Source organism: Ensifer sp. Root31 (assembly GCF_001424825.1).
Lineage (GTDB): Bacteria > Pseudomonadota > Alphaproteobacteria > Rhizobiales > Rhizobiaceae > Ensifer > Ensifer canadensis.
In genome coordinates this window covers 57,856-78,246 of the sequence record NZ_LMCO01000012.1, presented here as the reverse complement: position 1 = coordinate 78,246, position 20,391 = coordinate 57,856, and the positions used below count along the sequence as shown (strand labels likewise).

At 60.0% G+C, this 20,391-nt stretch carries 17 protein-coding genes and 2 pseudogenes; 13 read left to right on the top strand and 6 right to left on the bottom strand.

What is annotated here, in order from left to right; genetic code table 11:
• Positions 1-23 precede the first annotated feature (23 nt).
• Positions 24-938, bottom strand: coding sequence for a hydrogen peroxide-inducible genes activator (locus ASD00_RS12345; RefSeq protein WP_057206785.1), 915 nt, complete (start codon positions 936-938; stop codon positions 24-26).
• Between the two features lie 115 nt (positions 939-1,053).
• Between ASD00_RS12345 and nhaA the strand changes: the two genes are divergently transcribed.
• A complete protein-coding gene (gene nhaA, locus ASD00_RS12340; protein WP_057206783.1) occupies positions 1,054-2,283 on the top strand; it encodes a Na+/H+ antiporter NhaA in 1,230 nt (409 codons plus the stop codon).
• A 384-nt stretch (positions 2,284-2,667) separates the two neighbouring features.
• Here nhaA and katG read toward each other — a convergent pair whose 3' ends face one another.
• The gene (gene katG / locus ASD00_RS12335) at positions 2,668-4,842 is read right to left on the bottom strand and encodes a catalase/peroxidase HPI (protein WP_057206780.1); all 2,175 of its coding nucleotides are present in this window, start codon (positions 4,840-4,842) and stop codon (positions 2,668-2,670) included.
• Between the two features lie 166 nt (positions 4,843-5,008).
• Here katG and ASD00_RS12330 point away from each other — a divergent pair, with 166 nt between their 5' ends.
• Both ASD00_RS12330 and ASD00_RS12325 read left to right on the top strand, forming a co-directional pair.
• A complete protein-coding gene (locus ASD00_RS12330; RefSeq protein WP_057206778.1) occupies positions 5,009-5,926 on the top strand; it encodes a hydrogen peroxide-inducible genes activator in 918 nt (305 codons plus the stop codon).
• A gap of 236 nt (positions 5,927-6,162) precedes the next feature.
• The gene (locus ASD00_RS12325; protein WP_057206776.1) at positions 6,163-7,536 is read left to right on the top strand and encodes a hypothetical protein; all 1,374 of its coding nucleotides are present in this window, start codon (positions 6,163-6,165) and stop codon (positions 7,534-7,536) included.
• Positions 7,537-7,637: 101 nt separating this feature from the next.
• On the opposite strand, the gene ASD00_RS12320 is transcribed toward ASD00_RS12325, so the two are convergent.
• A complete protein-coding gene (locus ASD00_RS12320) occupies positions 7,638-8,603 on the bottom strand; it encodes a hypothetical protein (protein WP_025430579.1) in 966 nt (321 codons plus the stop codon).
• 624 nt (positions 8,604-9,227) lie between these two features.
• Between ASD00_RS12320 and ASD00_RS12315 the strand changes: the two genes are divergently transcribed.
• The 4 genes from ASD00_RS12315 (at position 9,228) to ASD00_RS12300 (ending at position 11,970) form a co-directional block, all read left to right on the top strand.
• A complete protein-coding gene (locus tag ASD00_RS12315) occupies positions 9,228-9,650 on the top strand; it encodes a cysteine rich repeat-containing protein (RefSeq protein ID WP_057206774.1) in 423 nt (140 codons plus the stop codon).
• A gap of 24 nt (positions 9,651-9,674) precedes the next feature.
• Positions 9,675-10,244, top strand: coding sequence for an OmpA family protein (locus tag ASD00_RS12310; RefSeq protein ID WP_057206772.1), 570 nt, complete (start codon positions 9,675-9,677; stop codon positions 10,242-10,244).
• 287 nt (positions 10,245-10,531) lie between these two features.
• Positions 10,532-10,978, top strand: a complete 447-nt coding sequence (locus tag ASD00_RS12305) for a hypothetical protein (RefSeq protein ID WP_156408050.1) — start codon at positions 10,532-10,534, stop codon at positions 10,976-10,978.
• 149 nt (positions 10,979-11,127) lie between these two features.
• On the top strand, positions 11,128-11,970 hold the full coding sequence (locus ASD00_RS12300; protein WP_057207303.1) for a polysaccharide lyase: 843 nt from the start codon (positions 11,128-11,130) through the stop codon (positions 11,968-11,970).
• A 429-nt stretch (positions 11,971-12,399) separates the two neighbouring features.
• Here ASD00_RS12300 and ASD00_RS12295 read toward each other — a convergent pair whose 3' ends face one another.
• On the bottom strand, positions 12,400-12,702 hold the full coding sequence (locus ASD00_RS12295) for a DUF2147 domain-containing protein (RefSeq protein ID WP_057206768.1): 303 nt from the start codon (positions 12,700-12,702) through the stop codon (positions 12,400-12,402).
• A gap of 227 nt (positions 12,703-12,929) precedes the next feature.
• Here ASD00_RS12295 and ASD00_RS12290 point away from each other — a divergent pair, with 227 nt between their 5' ends.
• The 5 genes and pseudogenes from ASD00_RS12290 to ASD00_RS38665 all read left to right on the top strand — a co-directional run bounded on the left by ASD00_RS12290 (position 12,930) and on the right by ASD00_RS38665 (position 17,256).
• A complete protein-coding gene (locus ASD00_RS12290; RefSeq protein WP_057206766.1) occupies positions 12,930-13,196 on the top strand; it encodes a hypothetical protein in 267 nt (88 codons plus the stop codon).
• A 54-nt stretch (positions 13,197-13,250) separates the two neighbouring features.
• A complete protein-coding gene (locus tag ASD00_RS12285) occupies positions 13,251-14,267 on the top strand; it encodes a DUF4105 domain-containing protein (RefSeq protein WP_057206764.1) in 1,017 nt (338 codons plus the stop codon).
• A gap of 412 nt (positions 14,268-14,679) precedes the next feature.
• Positions 14,680-16,488, top strand: a complete 1,809-nt coding sequence (locus tag ASD00_RS12280; RefSeq protein ID WP_057206762.1) for a hypothetical protein — start codon at positions 14,680-14,682, stop codon at positions 16,486-16,488.
• Between the two features lie 187 nt (positions 16,489-16,675).
• A complete protein-coding gene (locus tag ASD00_RS12275; RefSeq protein ID WP_057206760.1) occupies positions 16,676-16,876 on the top strand; it encodes a type II toxin-antitoxin system VapB family antitoxin in 201 nt (66 codons plus the stop codon).
• A pseudogene (locus ASD00_RS38665) lies at positions 16,873-17,256 on the top strand (type II toxin-antitoxin system VapC family toxin). The gene ASD00_RS12275 and the pseudogene ASD00_RS38665 overlap by 4 nt, the downstream one beginning before the upstream one ends.
• Before the next feature lie 269 nt (positions 17,257-17,525).
• Here the strand turns inward: ASD00_RS38665 and ASD00_RS12265 are convergent.
• Together ASD00_RS12265 and ASD00_RS38660 are read right to left on the bottom strand one after the other, a co-directional pair.
• The gene (locus ASD00_RS12265) at positions 17,526-19,325 is read right to left on the bottom strand and encodes an adenylate/guanylate cyclase domain-containing protein (protein WP_057206757.1); all 1,800 of its coding nucleotides are present in this window, start codon (positions 19,323-19,325) and stop codon (positions 17,526-17,528) included.
• A gap of 208 nt (positions 19,326-19,533) precedes the next feature.
• Positions 19,534-19,685: pseudogene (locus ASD00_RS38660) on the bottom strand (IS6 family transposase); the annotation flags it as partial.
• Between the two features lie 143 nt (positions 19,686-19,828).
• Here ASD00_RS38660 and ASD00_RS12260 point away from each other — a divergent pair.
• Positions 19,829-20,341: a hypothetical protein gene (locus ASD00_RS12260; RefSeq protein WP_057206755.1), complete on the top strand. Its 513-nt coding sequence runs from the start codon at positions 19,829-19,831 to the stop codon at positions 20,339-20,341.
• Positions 20,342-20,391 lie beyond the last annotated feature (50 nt).

The window sequence follows — 20,391 nt, the reverse complement described above, 5'->3', positions numbered from 1 at the left end:
CTAAGTTTGGGATCGAATAGAACTCACTGCGTTGATACTGCCCATGGAGCGACGCACTTTGCTATCAATTCCGCTAGCGCGTTGTAGCTGGCCTGTCGTGGAGATGAGTTGCGCCAAACCATATGAATGTCGCGCGAGGGTGCCCTAGACGATAGCGGTCGCGCTGTCACCAGCGTCTCCCGCATGACATCGGACCTAACATAAAGCGCCGGAAGCAGAGTCAACCCCATTCCGCATGCAACCATCAAGCGCAGCGTGTCCAGCGTGTTCCCAGCATAGTCTTTCGCATGTATCGCGCCCACATCGCTACAAAGCGCCGCGATCTGGTCGTGGATTCTATGGCCGTGCTCCATCGAAAGGATAGTTTCTCCCGCAAGCTGTCCCGGCTCGATCGTTTCCTGCTGCGCAAGGGGATGATCGGATGGAAGCACGAGGTGAAGGGGCTCTCGCATCAGGCGAACGGAACAAAACTCGGATTCATCGACGCCGCATGGAAGAAGCAGTACGTCATGTGCACCGTCCGATAGTTTTTTCGGCAGGTTCTCAAGGCGGTCCTCCCGCACCACAATCCGCAGGCCTGGGTAATCCTGTTTGATTGACGGCATGGCAACAGACAGAACGTAGGCTCCAACAGTTTGAACAACGCCCATCTGTAATGTGCCCTGGAGGCCGGAAGTCTGGTCGTGTCTGGCGACTTCACGGATATCCCCGAGTTTGGCCAGCACCTCTCTGGCCCGGCACACCACCTCCTCGCCTGTTGGCGTAAGGCCGACGCGTGAGCGTGTACGCTCGACCAGATGTGCATCGAGTCGGAGTTCAAGCTCTCGAAGCTGCATGCTCAAGGTGGGTTGAGTGACATGGCATATCTCGGCAGCCCGACTAAAGTTGAGAGTGTCGGCAATGGCAACCAGATAACGAAGCTGTTGGATACTGGGCATACCCTCTCTTATAGATTAGCTCTATAAGAGGCAACGTAGCTATCGATTTCCTTCGATCGATAGAACGTGATCAGGTGAAGGACATCCGTCCTTCAAACTGAGAATTGCTTGATCCATGATTAATTCAGCGCTCGCGGCCAAGCGCCCCGCGTCACCCCTCCGTGCCTTTCTCGACAACAACGCCTCCGGCGGCATCATCCTAATGCTCGCCGCTGCAGCTGCGCTGCTCGTCGCCAATTCGCCTTTCGGCTCGTCCTATGAACAGGCACTGCACGTCTACGTGGGCGGTTTGTCTGTCCTGCACTGGATCAACGACGGACTGATGGCGTTTTTCTTTCTGATGGTCGGTCTTGAGATCAAGCGGGAGGTACTTGACGGACAACTATCGACATGGTCGCGCCGCGTCCTCCCCGGAAGTGCCGCAGTCGGCGGCATGGTCGGTCCGGCATTGATTTATCTTGCCTTCAACCTAGCTGAGGGCGGACATCCGAACGGATGGGCAATCCCTGCTGCGACGGATATCGCGTTCGCCCTTGGGGTGCTGTCGCTTCTTGGTCCGCGGGTGCCAATATCTCTCCGGGTCTTTCTCACAGCACTCGCCATTATCGATGACCTTGGAGCCGTTGTGATCATCGCCTTGTTCTATACAAGCTCGCTGAGCGGCCTAGCGCTGGCAGGCGCAGCGGCCGTCACCGTCGCACTCGTGGCATTGAACAGGACGAACGTGAAGCACCTGCTCCCCTATTTCGCTCTGGGCGCGGTCCTCTGGTTCCTCGTTCTGCAATCCGGTGTTCACGCAACGCTGGCTGGTGTAATCCTTGCGCTGACCATCCCATTGCGTTCAGATCCTGCAAAGCCCGACGACATGTCGTCACCGCTTCACAAAGCCGAACATGGGTTGGCTCCGTGGGTCACCTTCCTGATCGTTCCTCTCTTCGGTTTCGCAAACGCCGGGGTGTCCTTCGACGGAATCACGGTTTCATCACTCGCCGAACCCGTTCCGCTTGGCATCGCGCTTGGCTTGTTTGCGGGAAAACAGCTCGGCGTTTTTCTGGCGTCAGCTGCTGTCATCCGCCTGGGCTGGGCGCAACTGCCTAGCGGCGCGAGCTGGAAACAGGTCTATGGGGTAGCGATGCTTTGTGGTATCGGGTTCACGATGTCTCTGTTCGTCGGACTACTCGCATTCCCTGACGCGATTGCGCTTCAAAACGAGTTGAAGCTTGGCGTGTTGCTTGGTTCGGTCTCGTCGGCCATTTTTGGTGCTCTGTTGCTGCGGGCCCCAGCAACAAGAGACGGCCTGCGCTCTAACAAAAGGGAGTCTCGGCACCAACCGCCATGTGGCTGACAGCTCCTGCATCGACGCTCTAAAGGAATATCCGCGTTTTCTGCGATGGCACGGAACCAGACTGCGGCGGCGCCGTTAAGGTTGCGTCTTGCAACGGAGGAACGGCAACCATGGTAAAAGAGGCTGAAGCGCACAAATCGAAAGAAAACGTTAGCCGGGATAGTTCCAAACCTGGCACGATCGTCGCCGGCCCGGAAGCCCACGCGCGGGAGGCGGCTGGAAAGATGCCGTCAGGCCGGAGTGCCAAACCTGAGAAGCCTGCGAAGAAGCCGGCAAGTCGTTCCTAGCTTGCGAGAGTGTGGATGAGCCGATCGTCAGAGACGGCGGATTCAACAGCCTCCCCCCGTTGACCGCGGGGAGGCGTTGACTGGGAAATCCAAGGGATCATGCAGCCAGATCGAAACGATCGGCGTTCATGACCTTGGTCCAGGCTGCAACGAAGTCCTTGACGAACTTCTCCCTGTTGTCATCCTGGGCATAGACCTCCGCATAGGCGCGAAGAACGGAGTTCGAGCCGAAGACGAGGTCGGCACGGGTCGCCGTGTACTTGGTCGCGCCGGTCTTTCGGTCGCGGATTTCGTACAGGTTGTTGCCGGTCGGAACCCAGGAATAGCCCATGTCGGTCAGCGTGGCGAAGAAGTCCGTCGTCAACGCGCCGACGTGGCTCGTGAAGACGCCGTGTGCGGTGCCGGCATGGTTCGTGCCGATGACGCGGAGACCACCGACGAGCGCTGTCATCTCGTGCGCGGTCAGGCCCATGAGTTGGGCGCGATCGAGCAGCAGCTCTTCCGGGCTCACCACATAGTCCTTCTTCTGCCAGTTGCGGAAGCCGTCGGCGAGCGGCTCGAGCGGAGCGAAGCCGTCGGCATCCGTCTGCTCGGCGGTCGCATCGCCACGCCCTGCGGCGAAGGGCACTTCGATGTCGAAGCCTGCGGCCTTTGCCGCCTGCTCGACGCCGTAGTTGCCGGCGAGCACGATCACGTCGGCAAGGCTGGCACCCGATGCCGCGGCAATCGGTTCGAGAACGGAAAGAACACGGGCCAGACGTGCCGGCTCATTGCCCTCCCAGTCCTTCTGCGGGGCAAGGCGGATGCGGGCGCCGTTTGCGCCGCCACGGAAATCCGAACCGCGGAAGGTGCGGGCGCTGTCCCATGCCGTGGCAACCAGATCCGCGATGGAAAGACCTGATGCCGCGATCTTCGCCTTGACGCCCCCGATATCGTAGTCCTTGCGGCCGGCCGGGATCGGATCCTGCCAGACGAGGTCTTCGGCCGGCACATCAGGGCCGAGATAGCGGGACTTCGGACCCATGTCGCGGTGCGTCAGCTTGAACCAGGCGCGGGCGAAGGCATCCGAAAAGGCCGTGAAGTCATTCCTGAAGCGAAGCGAGATTTCGCGGTAGATCGGGTCCACCTTCAGCGCCATATCCGCATCGGTCATCATCGGAATGGTGCGGATCGAGGGATCCTCGACGTCGACTGGCTTGTCTTCCTCTGCGATGGTGATCGGCGCCCATTGAGAGGCGCCCGCAGGGCTGTGCGTCAGCGTCCATTCATGGTTGAACAGCATCTCGAAGAAGCCGTTGTCCCACTTCGTCGGCTCGGCGGTCCAGGCGCCCTCGATGCCCGAGACGACCGTGTTACGGCCGATGCCACGACCCTTGGTGTTCATCCAGCCGAGGCCCTGGAATTCCGGGCCTGCGGCTTCCGGATCGGGGCTGAGGTCACCCGGGTTCCCGTTGCCGTGGGACTTGCCGATGGTGTGACCGCCGGCGGTGAGGGCCACGGTTTCCTCATCGTCCATGCCCATGCGCGCGAAGGTCTCGCGCATCTGTGCGGCGGTCGCCAGCGGATCGGATTTGCCGTTCACGCCTTCCGGGTTGACGTAGATGAGGCCCATCTGCACGGCAGCAAGCGGGTTTTCCAGCGTCTCTGGCTTGGAGACGTCACCGTAGCGGCCGTCGCTCGGGGCGAGCCACTGCTTCTCGTCACCCCAGTAGACGTCCTTTTCCGGCGCCCAGATGTCCTCCCGGCCGAAGGCGAAGCCGAAGGTCTTCAGGCCGGCAACATCGTAGGCGATGGTGCCGGCAAGCGCGATCAGGTCGGCCCAGGAAATCTTGTTGCCGTATTTCTTCTTAATCGGCCAAAGCAGGCGGCGACCCTTGTCGGTGTTGACATTGTCCGGCCAGGAATTGAGCGGGGCGAAGCGCTGGTTGCCGGTGTTGGCGCCGCCGCGGCCGTCGGCGGCGCGGTAGGAGCCGGCCGCGTGCCACGTGACGCGCGCCATCATGCCGACATAGCTACCCCAGTCGGCCGGCCACCATTCCTGGCTGTCCGTCATCAGGGCGCGCAGGTCCGCCTTCAGCGCTTCCACGTCCAGCTTCTTGAGCTCTTCGCGATAGTTAAACCCCTTGCCCAGCGGATTGGTCTTGCTATCATGCTGGTGCAGGATGTCGAGGTTGAGTGCGTTGGGCCACCATTCCATGACGGAGTTGCCGAGAGCCGTGGCGCCGCCGTGCATGACCGGACACTTGCCGGCCGTGGTTGTCTTCGTATCCATTTGGTCCTCCAACGGGTTTTCTTCAATCTACGGACACTGGAAGGGCTTCGCGGGCACACCTCTTGGGTCAGCGCCACCGGGAAGTGCCTTCCGAGTGGCCAATGAGTAACAAGCCCACTTCATAAATTCCAATTGTATATTCTAAAGGCAGCGATATGCTGAGGTTATGAATGGCCTGACCATGAAACATCTCCGCTATTTTGACGCCCTTGCCCGGATCGGCCATTTCGGCCGCGCCGCGGAGAGCTGCGCCATCTCGCAGCCCGCGCTATCCGTGCAGATAAGGGAACTGGAGGAACTGCTTGGCGCGCCGCTCGTGGAAAGAGGCGGGCGCCGCATACGGCTGACGGGTCTCGGCGAGGAGTTCGTCGGCCGCACCCGCGCCATCCTTCGCGCTGTCGACGAACTGGCAGATCTCGGGCGGGCGGCCCATGGGCCGCTCGCGGGCCGCCTTCGTCTTGGAATCATTCCGACGGTCGCGCCCTATCTCTTGCCAACCATCATAAAGTCGCTCGCACAGCTCTATCCGGGGCTCGATCCGCGGCCGCGCGAGGCGATCACACAAAGATTGATCGAGGACTTGGCGGAGGCGAAACTGGACATCGCCATCGTCGCGCTACCGATTTCGGAGCCAGCCCTGGAGGAAATCCCGCTCTTTGACGAGGAATTCGTGCTGGTACGGCCCCTGGAGGATGCGGGCAAGCCAGTGCCGGCTTCGGAAAGACTGCATGAAATGCGCCTGCTCCTGCTGGAGGAGGGACATTGCTTCCGCGACCAGGCCCTGTCCGTCTGCAACATCACGACCGCGTCGACGCGCGATGTGATGGAGGGGAGTTCGCTTTCGACACTCGTGCAGATGGTCGGCGCGGGCATAGGTGTAACGCTTATCCCGCAGATGGCCATAGAGACCGAAACGCGGTCCTCATCGGTCTGCGTGTCCCGGCTTGCCGGCCCCCGCCCGACCCGAAGGATCGGGATGGTCTGGCGAAAGACCAATCCACTGTCGACGCAGTTCGCTCGGATCGCCGACATCGTGCGCGAGGCTGGACTGAACAGGCAAAGGCAAATGGATGCCGCCACGTGAAAGGAAGCTGCTAGGCCGGTCACCGGCTGGCGACAACAGGCAATCACAGGTTCCCAAACCGTTGCCGGACCTCCTTGGATGCCGAAGCTCCACGCCCAGCGATCCCGGCGGCACATCACGTTTTGAAATGAACGGTCACTTAATATGACTTCCCATTACGGATCAGTCCGGTCATGTAACGATTGAAGGTCGTCCGACTCACCGCTCGACGACGAACGGACCAAAGAGCTGACAGTATGGAAAACCCGATCGCATTGAATCGCCTTGCCGAGAACAACGTCTTTCGCAAAGGTGATGTTTTCGTCCTTTTCGGCGAACTGTTCGGCCGCGGATACGCAACTGGCTTGCTCGACCAAGCCCGACAGGCAGGCATGCAGATCGTGGGAATCACGGTCGGGCGCCGCGACGAGAACAACGCACTGCGACCTCTGGACGCCGAGGAACTCTCTGCCGCCGAAGAGCGACTGGGCGGCAGGATCATCAACATCCCCCTTATGGCCGGCTTCGATCTCGACGCTCCGGCAGGTGGCCCCACTCCGACTGATCTCCTGGCCAATATGACGCTGGAGAGCTGGGAACAGGACAGGCTCGACTGGGACTACATCCAGCAGTGCCGGGACATTGCCACTTCGCGCTTCACGAATTCGCTTTCACAGGTCATGGCCGTTCTCGACGGAATGATTGCCGACGGCCGCAATGTCATTTTCGCCCACACGATGGCCGGAGGCATCCCGAAGGCGAAGGTATTCCTGGTCGTTGCCAATCGGGTCTACAAGGGGCGTGGTCCCCGCCACATGTCATCGCAAGCCCTGCTTGATAGCGATATGGGCAAGCTCATCCTGCAGAATTTCGACGAAGTCTCCGCGATCACCTTTCGGCACCTCATCGACTTCAGCGCGGCGATCCGCGCACGTGTGGAGGCATCGGGCGGTCAGGTCCGGTACACGGCCTACGGCTACCATGGAACGGCAGTCCTGATCGACGGCAGCTATCGCTGGCAGACTTACACCAACTACACGCAAGGCTACGCCAAGATGCGGCTCGAAGGCATCGCGCAGGAAGCCTGGGCGGCGGGTATCAAGGCAACCGTTTATAACTGCCCTGAAATCCGGACCAATTCCTCCGACGTCTTCACGGGTATCGAGCTTCCCCTGATACCGCTGCTGCTCGCCTTGAAGAAGGAAAACGGCGGTCAATGGGCCGAAGAACAGTGGCAGGCATGTGAGCGGCTTCTGGCAGACGGCTTCACGATGACGGATGTCATCCAGAAAATTACCGATATGCAGGCCAACGAGGTCATGCGTCCGTTCTATGATTTCTCGGCGTGGCCCATGGCAAACAGCCAGGCACAATCCGATCTGACCATCGGCACGTCCAACGAGATCACGCAGATGCATCGGGACGGCAAGGCGATGATCAGCGACCACCTGAGTGCCCTCGTGGTGGAGGCGACCGGGCAGCTGATTTTTGGCGAAACCTCGGATCCCTCCGGTCCCGTCCAGTGGCTCAACCACGACATAGTGGCGCGCCGACTTAACGCATCCCACGTGCAAAAGCAGGCGCCCGCGATCTCGCATGGGGCGATAGGCTCTCACCTCGAGGTTGCCTGACAGCTTCCCAATCTAGCTTGGACAGTCGTTTCTCTTAGGAGCCAGAACGAGACGAAGGTCCGGCAGGAGTGCGCCAACCGTAACCAATCTGGCGTCTTCGTTCACCGCACGACGGGTTCACCATGATAGCGGCGGTTTGACGGCTTTGACACGCCGAATCCAACTTCCATCATCAGGCGCGGCGACTGTTTTGCCAATGTTCCCATATGAAAGCCAAAAGGATCCTCCACAAAACCCGTACCCGCGTTTCCGATCATGGTAATGGCACTGTCCTCACCGTAGAAGCCCAGCACCTCATCTGCCGGATGCCCGACAAGTAGCGTCAGTTGATGCTTGACACGTCGGCGGTTGTGGCTGCCCCGCACATAAACATGCGGCCCGGCGTCCGCATCGACGTCGGTGAGGTAGAAGAAGAACTTCAACATCCGCCAATCGTCGAGATCGAAATGGAACTTGAACGAGGCGCGGCTGAGATCGGCCTCTGAAGCAGACTTCGTCGGAAAGCTCCACCAAGTTCGCGTCGTGATGAGTTTGGCTTGGCCGCCGAGATAGTGCCTTGCGACGTTGAGGAGTAATGGGTCCCGCTGCACGGCCAAAGCGGCATCGCACTGCAGAACCCGCTCGAAATGATGGCCGCTCAGTATCGTGCGGCCAAAACGCCGCTCGGCGTCCGCGTGCTCATCGGCGAGAAACTCCACCTTGCGCTCGAAGTTGCCAAAACACGGCGTTTCGCGGCCGAACCGGGCGATTTCCTCGCGGATCGGCGCAGGCAGCGTCAGACCGGCAAAGATGCCGGTTCGCCTGAGTTCGGTCGCGATTGCCTCCGCCTGAAGGTTGCCGAACATCGAAGGCGTAGCGTCGTCAGTGGAGCGCACGGGTTTGGCGGTCAGCCAGTGGGCCTTGCGGAACGGCATTGTCCGCGCCAGCAGGAACATCGGCAGCCAGGCGGGATTCTCCCGCACGTCCGTTAGATAGGTTGGTACGCGTGCAGCCATGCGGCGGAACGCCCCGCCGCTGCGGGCTATGGTTTCCAGGTCGTTCGATTTGGATTTGGGTGTGTCGAACATCTGATATCCTTAAATGGCGACGAGGTTTTGGTGACAAAACCTTGTTCTTGACCCCACAGTCCCGGCCAAACAGTAAGCGCTAATGTTTGTGTTGCATTGCAGCAAAATTAAGATCGCGGGCATGTCGCGACCGGGTATGTCGATGGGCCGTCCAGCGACCAGCTCCGGATCCGGAGCTGCGGCGAATGACGTTGATGACGTCACGGGCGAACTCAGTTCCGTCTGAGCACTGCTCAACGACCACCCGAGACCGCTTTGAAAGCCGCGCCAAGTGTCACGAACCATTTGCGTTCCGGTGGCGCTCCGGCGACCAAGTCTTCAGCAGCCCACGCAATTCGATTTCGTGCGCATTTCAGGGTTGTTCCCGGGCGTTCGACCGTAGCGGTTGGCGCGCTCGGTCGAGCCGGTCGTCTCGTTGCCATGCATGGTGGCATCAACGACAAATGGTTCGTGGACATTCACGCGAACTGGCCGTGACGTTCTAGCCGGAGCTCGGTTGGGGCTCGTTGAAGCCGTATCCTACGATCAATGTAACCGTAACATACTTCCCCTCGCGCCCCCGATAGCGCAACAGATGTGTGCGGGGAGTTTCTCCGGCGATCAACCGTTCACTATGGGGGTAGCATGTCGATGAGAACCAGACTGTTAGGAGGGGCGCTGGTCGCGTTCCTCGCGCTGACGGGCGCGGCCCGTGCCGACACCATCAGCTTCGCCGATGCGGTGAGCACGCTCGCCAGCGACTGCGGATCCGACATCAAGAAGTTCTGCAAGGGCCTGAATCTCGGAAACGGCCGCATCCAGAACTGCTTGGTGGAGCATGCCGCGAAGGTCTCGCCCACCTGCACGGCAACACTGGCGGGCGTCACTGCCTCGATCGAGCAGCGCCTTGCCGCCCAGCAGTCGTTCACGACGATCTGCAAGCATTACGTCGCTCAGTACTGCGGCGACGTGAAAGGCGAGGGCAACATTCTTGCCTGCCTGAACAAGGCGACACGCGTGAAGGAAGGCCAGTGCGGCCAGGCTATCACCGATGCCGGATGGCGGTGAACAATGTTGAAGGGACACAGAATCATGAAGAGCTTTCGACTTGCAACGATGTTTGCCGCCGGACTGCTGTTGGCACCCGGCCACCCATTCTCGCAGGACCTGAGCGGCCCGCAGGTCGTGCGCACGCTCGACAGACTGGCGGGAGCCGCTCCCGCCGTAGACATCGCGTTGCTTGTGGAAGAAGCGGCTGCGAGTGCAGGCAAGGGCGTCGCCGCGCTTCCTAACTGGCAGAAACTTTCGCAGCTGTCGCAGCTCATCGTCGAGATCGACTTCGAGAACGATTCCGTCGCCATCGAACCGAAATCCTATCGTACCGTCGGCCTGATCGCCGACGCCCTGCATCATCCGAACCTGCGGCGCTACAAATTCCTTGTCGTCGGACACACGAGCTCAACGGGCGATGCCAAGCACAATCTGGATCTCAGCCAGAAGCGGGCGAATGCGATTACGGAGGCCCTATCGACGACATTCGCTGTCGCGCCGGACCGTCTGTTCGCGATCGGCGTCGGCGAGGAATGGCCAGTAGATCCGGCGAACCCGAAGGCTGCCGACAATCGACGCGTTCAGCTCGTGAACCTCGGTCTCGTGAAGTAACATGAGTGATTGGTTTTTCATCCTGTAGTCAGGGGTCTCGCTGTCCCTGCCGGTTGCGTCAGAACCAGCATCGCCGCGCCATCGCGTGGCGATGCTGTGGGCGTTTACGACCAAACTTGTGGCGGCCGTCACCTCGTGGGCAACATCGACTGAGTTAGTTTCATTTCGTGACAAAATTGGATCTTTTTGGAGGGATCGTCATGAATATTATGCGAGGTGAGGTTGTCGGGATGTCTCAGCAGCTGACCGTCCCTCCCAACCCGGGTTCATACGAAAGGAGCCGCTGCATGACACATGCGGAGTTCCTCGTGTACCTTCGCCAAACTTATGCCGGCCTCTTCGATCCAAGCACGAGCGAGGAGGCTTGGTCCCTTTTCCTAACGGCGAACACGGGCTGGAACGAATTAATCGAAGAGTATGTACGGCGTGTCGAAGTCTTCCTCGCCAAACACGGGCTGCTTTCCAAGCTCTACATTCGGCAAATAGAGGAAAAATGGGGTGGTCTCCGTTGCTATCTCAGTCCGACGAATGGCTATCGGCCGTCGGCAGAAGTAGCCGCCGCGCTTGGTGTGATCTACCGCGAGATTGCGGAGCGATCCTACCACACGTGTGACGTCTGCGGTGGGGCCGGTCGATTGAAGTCAAACAACGGCTGCTACCTAACCCGGTGCAACGACCACATCGCTGACCGGAGGCTCGCAATGGACTGTCGCAAGATAGGAACGGAGCTTTAAGCACGAAATGCCTTGCGAGTATGGATGGTATGGAGGAGGTCGAATTGGATACCGCTGGCAACGCACCTGACGGGAATGGCGACGCCGCGACGCCGTTGTCCTGGGAAGCCAACCTTGTTGACGGCTTCGAAGGCGACAACTTCTCGCCTATGGGTGGGCTCTATTACCGCGACAATGTCGAGCAACGTGCAGGCTCAGTCGAATTTCAGCGCGACGTCACCTTTCGTAGTGCCGGCGCGTTGAAGCTAAGCGTCCGACCGCTCTGGGAGGGCGAAGACGATCGAAGCGAGCGGGCGGAAGTGTGGGAACGCACGACACTGCGCGTACCATATGACAAGGCGGTCTGGTACGGCTTTTCCGTCAGGTTTGCCGATCCCATCCCGCAAGGGGACCACCGCCATGTGATCGCCCAATGGAAGCGCGAGATCGGTCCGGAGGCGAGGGGTGACTTCAGTCCGTTCCTGGCGCTTCGTCTCGTTCGCGGCCGACTGTTTGCGACCGTTGAGACCACTTTTCCGGTGATCTGTCGGCGCTCTTCTTTGTCGACCGACGCATCGGCCCTCACGCCGGTTTTTCTGCGGCCGGAAAAGCGGCAGATGCGTGCGCTGGTTGCCACCGATCCTGGCTGGAAGCCACAGGACGGGCGCCTGTTCACCGCCTACACGGATCGCATCACCGTCATCCACCGGGGTAATGAGCTGCCGACGCCGCATAGTGGATGGATTGACTTTGCAGTGATGACCCAGCCGGGACCGGATGGAACAGGGCATATCGAACTCTTCGCCAACGACCGCTGGATCGTGACGGTCCGAGGCCATATCGGGCATGAAGAACATGGGCTTGGCTCTCGGCAGTATTTCAAGTTCGGCCCGTACCGCTCGGCAGCCCAAGGCGAATGGTCGCTCTACTTCGACAACTTTCGCCGCTCCACACGCAGTGAAGACGTTCTTGGACCCGCCGGACTTGCAGCGCTACGCTCAGCATCAGATTAAATTCGACCGACCGCTTGAAAGGATCCCGCAATCGCACCGTCCTGATCCTCGACCACGTCCAGAGGCGAGATCTCAACCGCGCCTGACGCGGAGGCCGCGCACGCCGATGTCGCCATGCCCGCCGGCCCCGTCTAACGTGACCTATTCCAGACGTTGTCAATGACGGTCGGTCCCGGCCCCGAGATGGCGGCCGCAGCCGAAGGAGCTGCCGCTGCGAGAGCTGCATGCAGCAAGTCAAAGTGCGACAGCGACCTTTTCGCGTCTAATAGGGCGCGCGGCGCTGTAGCGCGAGATATCCCTTTCGAGGCCCTGTCAAGCCGCTGTGCCAGATCCACTTGCCCGGCCGATCACCGGAATTTAATCCCGGTGCGAGAACCGCAGGTCCCGACAGAAACGCCGGTATGTTACCGTATCATCTGGTCCCGCGGACTAAAGGCGTGACCATTTCTGCGACTCGCAGACTATCTTCATCACGCAGCCCTTGAGGGTGACCGTGTCGCCAGAGACGCTGATGGTTCCGTTGTAGGTCTTCTTCGCGTCAGGATCGGTGATCTTGCCAGAATAGCTGCCGCTATCTCCTTCAAACGTGCCGATCTTCTCGCCTGCATGTTTGCCGCTCTTCAGCGTAATGCAGAAGCCGCCGCCGCACGGCTCGATCGCGGCGGTGTCGCCGAGCGTCGTCTTCCAGTTTCCGACGATCGGGTCGGCTGCGCTCGCCAGTCCGGTCGACATTAGTAGCGCTGTGACGGAGATCAGGATGGGTTTCACGGCAACGTCCTCGCATGGCTGGGCCCACCAAGGGCCGATGTCCGATTTGGACCACACATCCGCTGCCAACCGCAAGAAACTCGCCGTATGTTACGGTAACCTACATGGCGTCGTCCGGATTCTGTGCCATCTTCATGACGACTGCGCGGATGTGAGGGAACCCCTCACGTCGCCTGTCCGGGGGCGATGCAATGGAATACGATACGGCGTTCGCCAAGCGCAGATTTCCCGGGCAGGCGCGCGAGATCGACGCGCTTGCCTCCCGCAATGAAAGCTTTCGAGAACTGTGCAACGATTTTTCCATCGCGGACCAACTCGTGCGGGACTGGGAGTCGTCCACGGCTCCGGAGCGAGACGAGCGGTACGCCGAGGCGCTTGAACTCATAGATGGCCTTGGCAAGGAAATCCACACCATGCTGGATCTTGACAAGGTCGTGCCATTCCCTGCCGCCCGTTGAACGCGCGATCTCCGCATCAACGCGGCACAGCAGCGGCTACAGAAAAGGAACAACATGCCTCGTTTGATGGCGATCATCCTCATCTTCGCGATCGCGCTGATCGTGGCGGCTTTGACAGCCTGGGGTTCCCTGGCCCTCTGGTTTCGCCTTTCCCTGCCTGATGCCGGACGGGCAATTGGCGCTGGCGTCTTCCTCGTCTTCGGTCTCTTCACTGTAGCGGCGCTTGCCAGCCGGCTGCGCGTGAGGGCCATCCTTTCGTTCGCTGGCGTCTTCGCCCTTGTTCTCTTCTGGTGGAGCTCGATCAAGCCGGAAGCGAACGCAGCATGGGCACCGGATGTCGCCCGGCAGGTCACGGGTAGCATTGACGGAAATTCGCTGACCTTGACTGATGTCCGGGACTTCGGGTGGCGAAGCAATTCCGACTTCACGGAGCGCTGGACGACACGGACCTACGATGTGAGCAAAGTGAAGACCGTCGACCTGTTCATGTCATACTGGGCGGGGCCGAAGATCGCACATGTCATCTTCAGCTTCGGCTTCGAAGACGGAGAGCAACTCGCCTGGTCGATCGAGGTACGCCACAAGGTCGGTGGCGCGTTTTCTCCTCTTGCCGATCTCTTCAAGAACGACCCTCTGGTGATCCTTGCCGCGGACGAACGCGACGTTGTCGGCGTCCGCTCCAACGTGCGTGGCGAGGACGTCCAAGTCTATCGGCTGAGGGCCAGTCCAGAGCAGGCACGAAATCTGCTACTCGAATACGTGGCCGAGGCCAACGCTCTCGCCCGAACTCCGCAGTTCTACAATTCGATCACGACGAACTGCACGACGACCGTCGCCAAGCTGATGCGAGTCGCCGGAGACAAGGTCCCGTTCGACTGGCGGCTGATCGTCAACGGTTATCTTCCCGACTACGCCTATGACCGGGGAGCCATCGACACGTCGATGCCGCTTGCCCAGTTGCGAGAGATTTCCAAAATCGATGAGCGGGCGCGGGCGGATGGATTGTCGCCCGACTTCTCGAAGGCAATCCGCGTCGGAGTGCCCTCCCCGGCCGCCGCCGCCACACCGTAACCTACAGCAACATGCCGAGGAAATCGCGACGATGTCGCGTGATGCGCCCTGTCAGGAGTCGGCCAGGCGAAGTTTCGCCTACGCCCTCAACCAGGACGGAACTCATGAAGCTCGTTAAGCACGTTCAGAACACCGCCACGGCTGCGGCCCTACCGATGATGGCGACCGCACCATGCCGACTCCGGCCGAAGCTCGCCGTGCTGTGGTTGGCTGCGGAGCGAGAGGATGTGCAATATCGTACACTGTTCACCACCCTATATTTCTCCCGGTGGTTCTGTCTCGACAGCGCCACACTTTACGGCTGCGAAACCTCTTTCAAGTGTGGACGAGATGCCCTTCGGGAGGTAGGTTGCATAAGGGATTCCAATACAAGCAAAAACTGCTCGCGTTCTGTGACCGGTGAGGAGAATGCATGCAGACCTCGGTGTCGTCGCCGGTTGATCGGGCAGAGCGCCCCTATCCGACCCATGAGGAGGTCAGGGCGCAACTTGTGCGGATTCTCTCCAGCCGCGAATTTCCTAGTGGTGGACGCGGCGCTGCCTTCCTGAAGTATGTTACCGAGGAAGCGCTTGCAGGCCGGGCGCACCGTCTCAAGGCGTATTCGGTTGCCATCGAGGTGTTCAACCGCAGCGCGGACTTCTCTCAGGACGATCCCATCGTGCGGATCGAGGCCGGACGTTTGCGCCGGGTCATCGAACGCTACTATCTTACTGCAGGCCAACACGATCCGATCCGCATTGACATCCCCAAGGGTGGCTACGTGCCAACCTTTACATGGAATGACGCGCCGGCGCCGGCAGAGGCGGCCGACGATGAACTGAGCGAAGACGGCGGCGGACGCCGGGCCTTCACATGGCGACATCTCGGCTGGCCCGTGCTGGCCGTGTTTGTAGCATTCGTTTGCGCGGGACTTGGCTATTACGCAGGCGGTCTGACGGGGGCAGCCTCCAGTCGTTCCGTCGGGCAGATTCCGGACGAGCCGACACTCGTGATCGCACCCTTCGCGGACCTGGGCGATGGCCCGCAGGCTGCACGCTATGCCGTCGGGCTGACCGAGGAGCTTCTCACCGCCCTTCCCCGCTTCAAGGAGATTGTGGTCTTCGGCCGCGAGACATCGAAGACACTGCCTCCCGATATCGAGACATCGAAGGTTCGCGATGGACTGGGCGCGCACTACCTTCTCGCAGGTGGGGTCCGTGTTGCGGGGGACAAGGTTCGCGTAACAGTGCGCCTGGTCGAAACCTCCAACGGATCGATCCTGTGGTCGCAGGACTACGACGAGGATCTGGACACCCACGAACTCTTCGCCATCCAGTCCGATGTCGCCAGCAAGGTGGCTACGGCCATAGCCCAGCCTTACGGCATCATCGCGAAATCATTGGCGGCGAACCCGCCGCCGGACGATGTGGGCGTCCATGACTGTATGCTGCGTTTCTACGCCTACCGCGAGAAGCTTGCCCCGGAAGAACACCTGGCTGCGCGCGACTGCCTAGAGAGCGCCGTGGCGCGTTTCCCGGCCTACGCCACAGCTTGGTCGATGCTCTCGATTGTCCAACTCGACGAGGGCAGATTCCAGTTCAACCCGCAGAGTGACAAGGTTCCCGCGATGGAGCGCGCGCTCGGTTCGGCGCGGCGGGCGGTCTCACTCGAACCTGACAACACGCGCGCCCTGCAGGCGCTCATGACGGCCCTCTTCTTCAACAACGAGCCGAAGGAGGCGTTCGAGGTCGGCGAGGAGGCGCTCGCCGCCAACCCGAACGACACGGAGTTCCTTGGAGAGCTCGGAACGCGCGTCGCGTTCTCGGGGCAATGGGAGCGTGGTGCGGAACTGCTGGATCGTGCGATCAAGCTCAATCCAGGCGGAGCCGGATATTACTTCGGGACGCGCGCTCTGATCGCCTGCATGCTCCAGGATCATGAGAAGGCGGTGCGGCTGATCCGCAAGGCTGACCTGAAGAAATTTCCGCTCTTCCATGGCGTTGCGGCGGTCATCTACTCTGAGGCCGGGCTGTTGGCAGACGCAAAGCGTGAGGGCGAGGTGTTCATGAACATGCGCCCCGACTATCTGCCCAACATCGTGGCCGAGAACCGGAAGAGAAACCTGCCGCAGAAGGACAGCATGCGCATCATCGCAGCGCTTCGACGGGTCGGACTGCCAGTGCCAAGTGCGAGAGATGTCGAAGCTGAATTCGGGGTTTCCGACACCGCACACCGCCCGTGAACGCCGTATGCTACATACCTCCTCAGCGACGAAGGTGGGTGGACCCCAAAAATGCGTGCAAGCTACTGCGCGTTGGCGGCCGTGGGTCTCCTGCGCGCGTGAGCTAAGTTGATGGCCTGCGCCGGGCGTATCAGAGTGGAACCAGGCGTAGATCCAGCACCAAATGCCCGAATTAGGAAACCAGATAATGCGATCGACTTTCAACCTCGACGACGCTCTCATGGAAAGAGCCAGATCTCTAACGGGTACAAAAGAAACCGCCGCTTTAGTCCGCCAAGCGTTGGAGACCCTTGTTCGTGTGGAGTCGGGAAAACGCCTCATCGCGCTCGGAGGAACTATGCCCGATGCGGAGGCAGCCCCACGCCGCCGGAGCACAGCGGCCAAGTGATACTTGCAGACACTTCTATCTGGATTGATCATTTCCGCCATGTCGATGCAGGGCTGCGTAGGATTATTGAGGACGATTGCCTACTCTGCCATCCGGCTGTGATTGGCGAACTGGCGCTTGGCAGCCTTCGGGATCGCGGGAGCGTGATAGCTTTCCTGGCCGCTCAGCGCGAAGCGTTCGTCGCAACACACGACGAAGTCATGACGATGATCGATCGCCACGGCGTTTTCAGCATGAGCATTGGCTAGACTGATGCCCACTTGCTGGCCTCGGTTCTCCTTGATCAGCGAGCGGCCTTATGGACCAGAGACAAGCGTCTGCGAGCAGCGGCCGAAAAGACGGGGGCTTCACTGCACACGCCTGTCAACGCGCGGAACTAGATGCTGAATGGTGCTACAGCGCCGCGCACTTATTAGACGCACAAAGGTCGCTGTAGAACTTTGAATTGCTGCATGTTTTGATCCTTAAATCGAATAGGATTTAAGGATAGACGCAGCAGTCATGCTGAGCGGCTGATGCGCTCGTGGCCTCAAACGCGCCAGAACCAGACCTTAGCCGCTCTCGCCCCTTCCAAGACATTGGATTGGCCGGCTCGCCAAAAGAGCAAATCCACGGCCGAGAACGGACCTCGCATGTCCTCGAACGGCAATCAGCGTTCGGGCAAACCTGCTTGCCGCAAACCCTCGGCCATCTGCTCTTCCCAATGCGGTATGTTTTGAAACCAGGGCAGCGCTCGATACCCCTCGATTGTAAAGCCTGGCTCGGCCGCCAATAGCTTCTGCGCGGCCCATCGGGCGGTCTCCAGGTCTCCGCTCATTGCCGACCAGGCGGCGAGATGGCGATAGGACCAGGTCACGTCAGGATAGCTGTTGATGACCTCCTGGGCTATCGCGATGGCCTGTGAAAGAGATCCTTCCATGGCCAAAGAAAAGGCCATCCCTAATCTCATGTTGAATGTGAGCGGATCTCTTGGGCTCAGGGTCATCCCACGCTGGAAGCGCTCCGGCGCGCGAGTGGCTTCGCCCTTGTAAATCGCGATCCAGCCCAGGCGCGCCCATGCCCAGGCATTGTTTGGATCAAGCGCAAGGGCCTTTTCGATAAAGATGGTGGCGCGCTGCTGGTCGCCGCAGATGCTCATTGCCGCGCCGGCGGCAGTCAGCGCGGTTGGATCATCGCTGATCGAGCCTGCAGCTTCGACCGCTGCGCGCGCCTTTTCCAGCTCAGGTTTCGGTTGTTCTGTCCATAGGTAGGAGGCGTTTGAGGCGTGGCACCACGCCAAAAGTGCATGCGCGCGACTATAGCTCCGATCGACGGCGATCGCTTGCTGAAGCAGTTCAATCGCCTGGTTGTTGGTATCCTTGCGGCGGCCCCAAAGGTACGGGTAGGCGCGCATAACGAGATCATAGGCCCGCAGGCTGGTCGGCGGCTTGCGCTTGGCCAGCTCGATCTCTGCATTGCGGATGACCGGATGAATGGCGCCTGCCACCTGCGCCGCGATCCGATCCTGGAACTCGAAAATATCTTCGATTGCGCCCTCGTAACGATCGGACCAGGATTGGGTCCTTGTCTCCGCGTCGACCAGTTGCACGGAAATGCGCAGTCGGTCGCCGCCCCGGCGAACGGTGCCTTCGACCACATAATTGACGCCGAGTTCCCTGCCGACTTCACGCACGTCGACGAAGCGTCCCTTGTAGGTGAATGCGGACTGTCGCGCGATTACAAAGAAATCCCGAACGCGCGAGAGCGCAGCGGTGATCTCCTCTACAACGCCGTCTACGAAGTATTCGTCGCCTTGGCCGCTGAGGTTGTCGAAGGGCATGACGACGATTGACGGCTGGTCCTTGCCACGTCGGGGCGCAAGTAATGGCGCGGACGCGATGCTGCCTCCGACAGGCATATCTTGCTGCCAATCGACGCGGTAGACGAAGATTGGCCGGGGGATATTCTTCAAGCTCCGCTCGCCGAGGCTGGTCAGCGCGAACGGTACCTTGCCGTCAAGATGTTCGCGCACCGATGCGGAAATGCAGATGCCTGACGGAGCGGCGATCTCCTGCACGCGTGCCGCGATATTGACGCCGTCACCGAGCAGATCGTCTCCCGACACAACGACGTCACCCAGATTGACGCCGATGCGGAATTCCAAGCGGCGATCGGGTGGGAGGGCCTCTGAGAGATTGAAGAGACGGCGCTGGATTTCTACTGAGCACCGGACGGCCTGAACAGCGCTTGGGAACTCGGCGACAAGGCCGTCGCCTGCGCTACCGAAGATACGGCCACCATGCTCGCTAACCGTTTCGTCAATTCGACCGCGGCATAGATCGAGTGCGCGAACTGTACCCTCCTCGTCCAGCGCCGTGAGGCGGCTGAAGCCGGCAACATCGGCTGAAAGGATGGCTGCAAGCTTTCGATCCACAGCGGTGAACGCTCCTGCGGCGCACGATATCGTCATCGTGGGCTAATATGCGCGCATTTTCCCACATTCACAGATGTTTTTCGCCAGCGAGATCGGATGAAAGACCGCTTCTCTAATCGGGCATTGGGGTCAAGCTCCTTTCCGATCTTCGGTGGCCTGATCGTTCACGAGGTAACCCTGCCGGAGCACGTTCCCCGGCAATGTCACGTTGTTTCATCAACGCCCGACAAAGCGTTTGTCTATGACTTGCGCGCGTCACGGCTTTCCACTGCGCGCCATTGTGCGGATCCGATGAATGTGGGTGGCTGGGGCTGAGTGTTTCTGGTCTGCCGAGAAGACCGAGATGAAACGTTGCAAGCCGCCGACAGATCGAACTCCCTGCATCATGCCTTCTCGTTAGTGGGGGCGTGCAAATGCCGTGCACTTTGTTCATCTGTTCTCCTAGCGGGCCTGGCAAACAGAGTTGATCGGAAATGATCTCAATTTTTAATGTGTCTCACTGTAGAGATTGTCCACAGTGCCTGATTGAGGAACCTCCCGTGAAATTGTTCGACTGGCTGACAGGATATAAACCGGCGCCGGATGGGGTGAACCGCCAGTCCACGACAGCGCTTCGCAATGATCTTCTCGCCATCAATAGAAAGACTGCGCCGTTCATCATTCGTGACGGCAAGCCGGAAGGCATCGATCTCGTCGCCGAATGGAAGATCGTTGATGCCCGCTGGTACGAACTATTTGCCAAAGCTGGGCTGCAAAGGGTGTTCAAGGTGCTGATGAAATTCGATGCTGCCAATTGCGAAGTTCGCGCCGTCGATCAGGAATGGTCCGTCGAATGGCGCGCCGGCGTGCCCGCGCTTACTTTGAGCGCTGATGCGTTTCGCGGTCGAAAGTGGGAAAAAAGCTTCGAGATGGCCTTCGCCTTCAAGGAAGATTTATCCTACGGCAAGGTTTACGAATATCGATTCAATACCACCGAAATAAAGACGCCCCTAATTGAAGCCGCTCATCGGACCGGCTGGGGTTGGAGAGGCGTGGCGTTCGGGAAGTTATGACTGCGTCACTCTTCACATGCGGAAGACAGGCCGGCGCTCTTTGCCGCGGC

Coding starts and splice junctions, on each gene's coding strand:
- ASD00_RS12345 (WP_057206785.1), bottom strand. CDS start 938: ATGCCCAGTATCCAACAGCTTCGTTATCTGGTTGCCATTGCCGACACT.
- nhaA (WP_057206783.1), top strand. CDS start 1,054: ATGATTAATTCAGCGCTCGCGGCCAAGCGCCCCGCGTCACCCCTCCGT.
- katG (WP_057206780.1), bottom strand. CDS start 4,842: ATGGATACGAAGACAACCACGGCCGGCAAGTGTCCGGTCATGCACGGC.
- ASD00_RS12330 (WP_057206778.1), top strand. CDS start 5,009: ATGAATGGCCTGACCATGAAACATCTCCGCTATTTTGACGCCCTTGCC.
- ASD00_RS12325 (WP_057206776.1), top strand. CDS start 6,163: ATGGAAAACCCGATCGCATTGAATCGCCTTGCCGAGAACAACGTCTTT.
- ASD00_RS12320 (WP_025430579.1), bottom strand. CDS start 8,603: ATGTTCGACACACCCAAATCCAAATCGAACGACCTGGAAACCATAGCC.
- ASD00_RS12315 (WP_057206774.1), top strand. CDS start 9,228: ATGTCGATGAGAACCAGACTGTTAGGAGGGGCGCTGGTCGCGTTCCTC.
- ASD00_RS12310 (WP_057206772.1), top strand. CDS start 9,675: ATGAAGAGCTTTCGACTTGCAACGATGTTTGCCGCCGGACTGCTGTTG.
- ASD00_RS12305 (WP_156408050.1), top strand. CDS start 10,532: ATGACACATGCGGAGTTCCTCGTGTACCTTCGCCAAACTTATGCCGGC.
- ASD00_RS12300 (WP_057207303.1), top strand. CDS start 11,128: ATGGGTGGGCTCTATTACCGCGACAATGTCGAGCAACGTGCAGGCTCA.
- ASD00_RS12295 (WP_057206768.1), bottom strand. CDS start 12,702: ATGTCGACCGGACTGGCGAGCGCAGCCGACCCGATCGTCGGAAACTGG.
- ASD00_RS12290 (WP_057206766.1), top strand. CDS start 12,930: ATGGAATACGATACGGCGTTCGCCAAGCGCAGATTTCCCGGGCAGGCG.
- ASD00_RS12285 (WP_057206764.1), top strand. CDS start 13,251: ATGCCTCGTTTGATGGCGATCATCCTCATCTTCGCGATCGCGCTGATC.
- ASD00_RS12280 (WP_057206762.1), top strand. CDS start 14,680: ATGCAGACCTCGGTGTCGTCGCCGGTTGATCGGGCAGAGCGCCCCTAT.
- ASD00_RS12275 (WP_057206760.1), top strand. CDS start 16,676: ATGCGATCGACTTTCAACCTCGACGACGCTCTCATGGAAAGAGCCAGA.
- ASD00_RS12265 (WP_057206757.1), bottom strand. CDS start 19,325: ATGACGATATCGTGCGCCGCAGGAGCGTTCACCGCTGTGGATCGAAAG.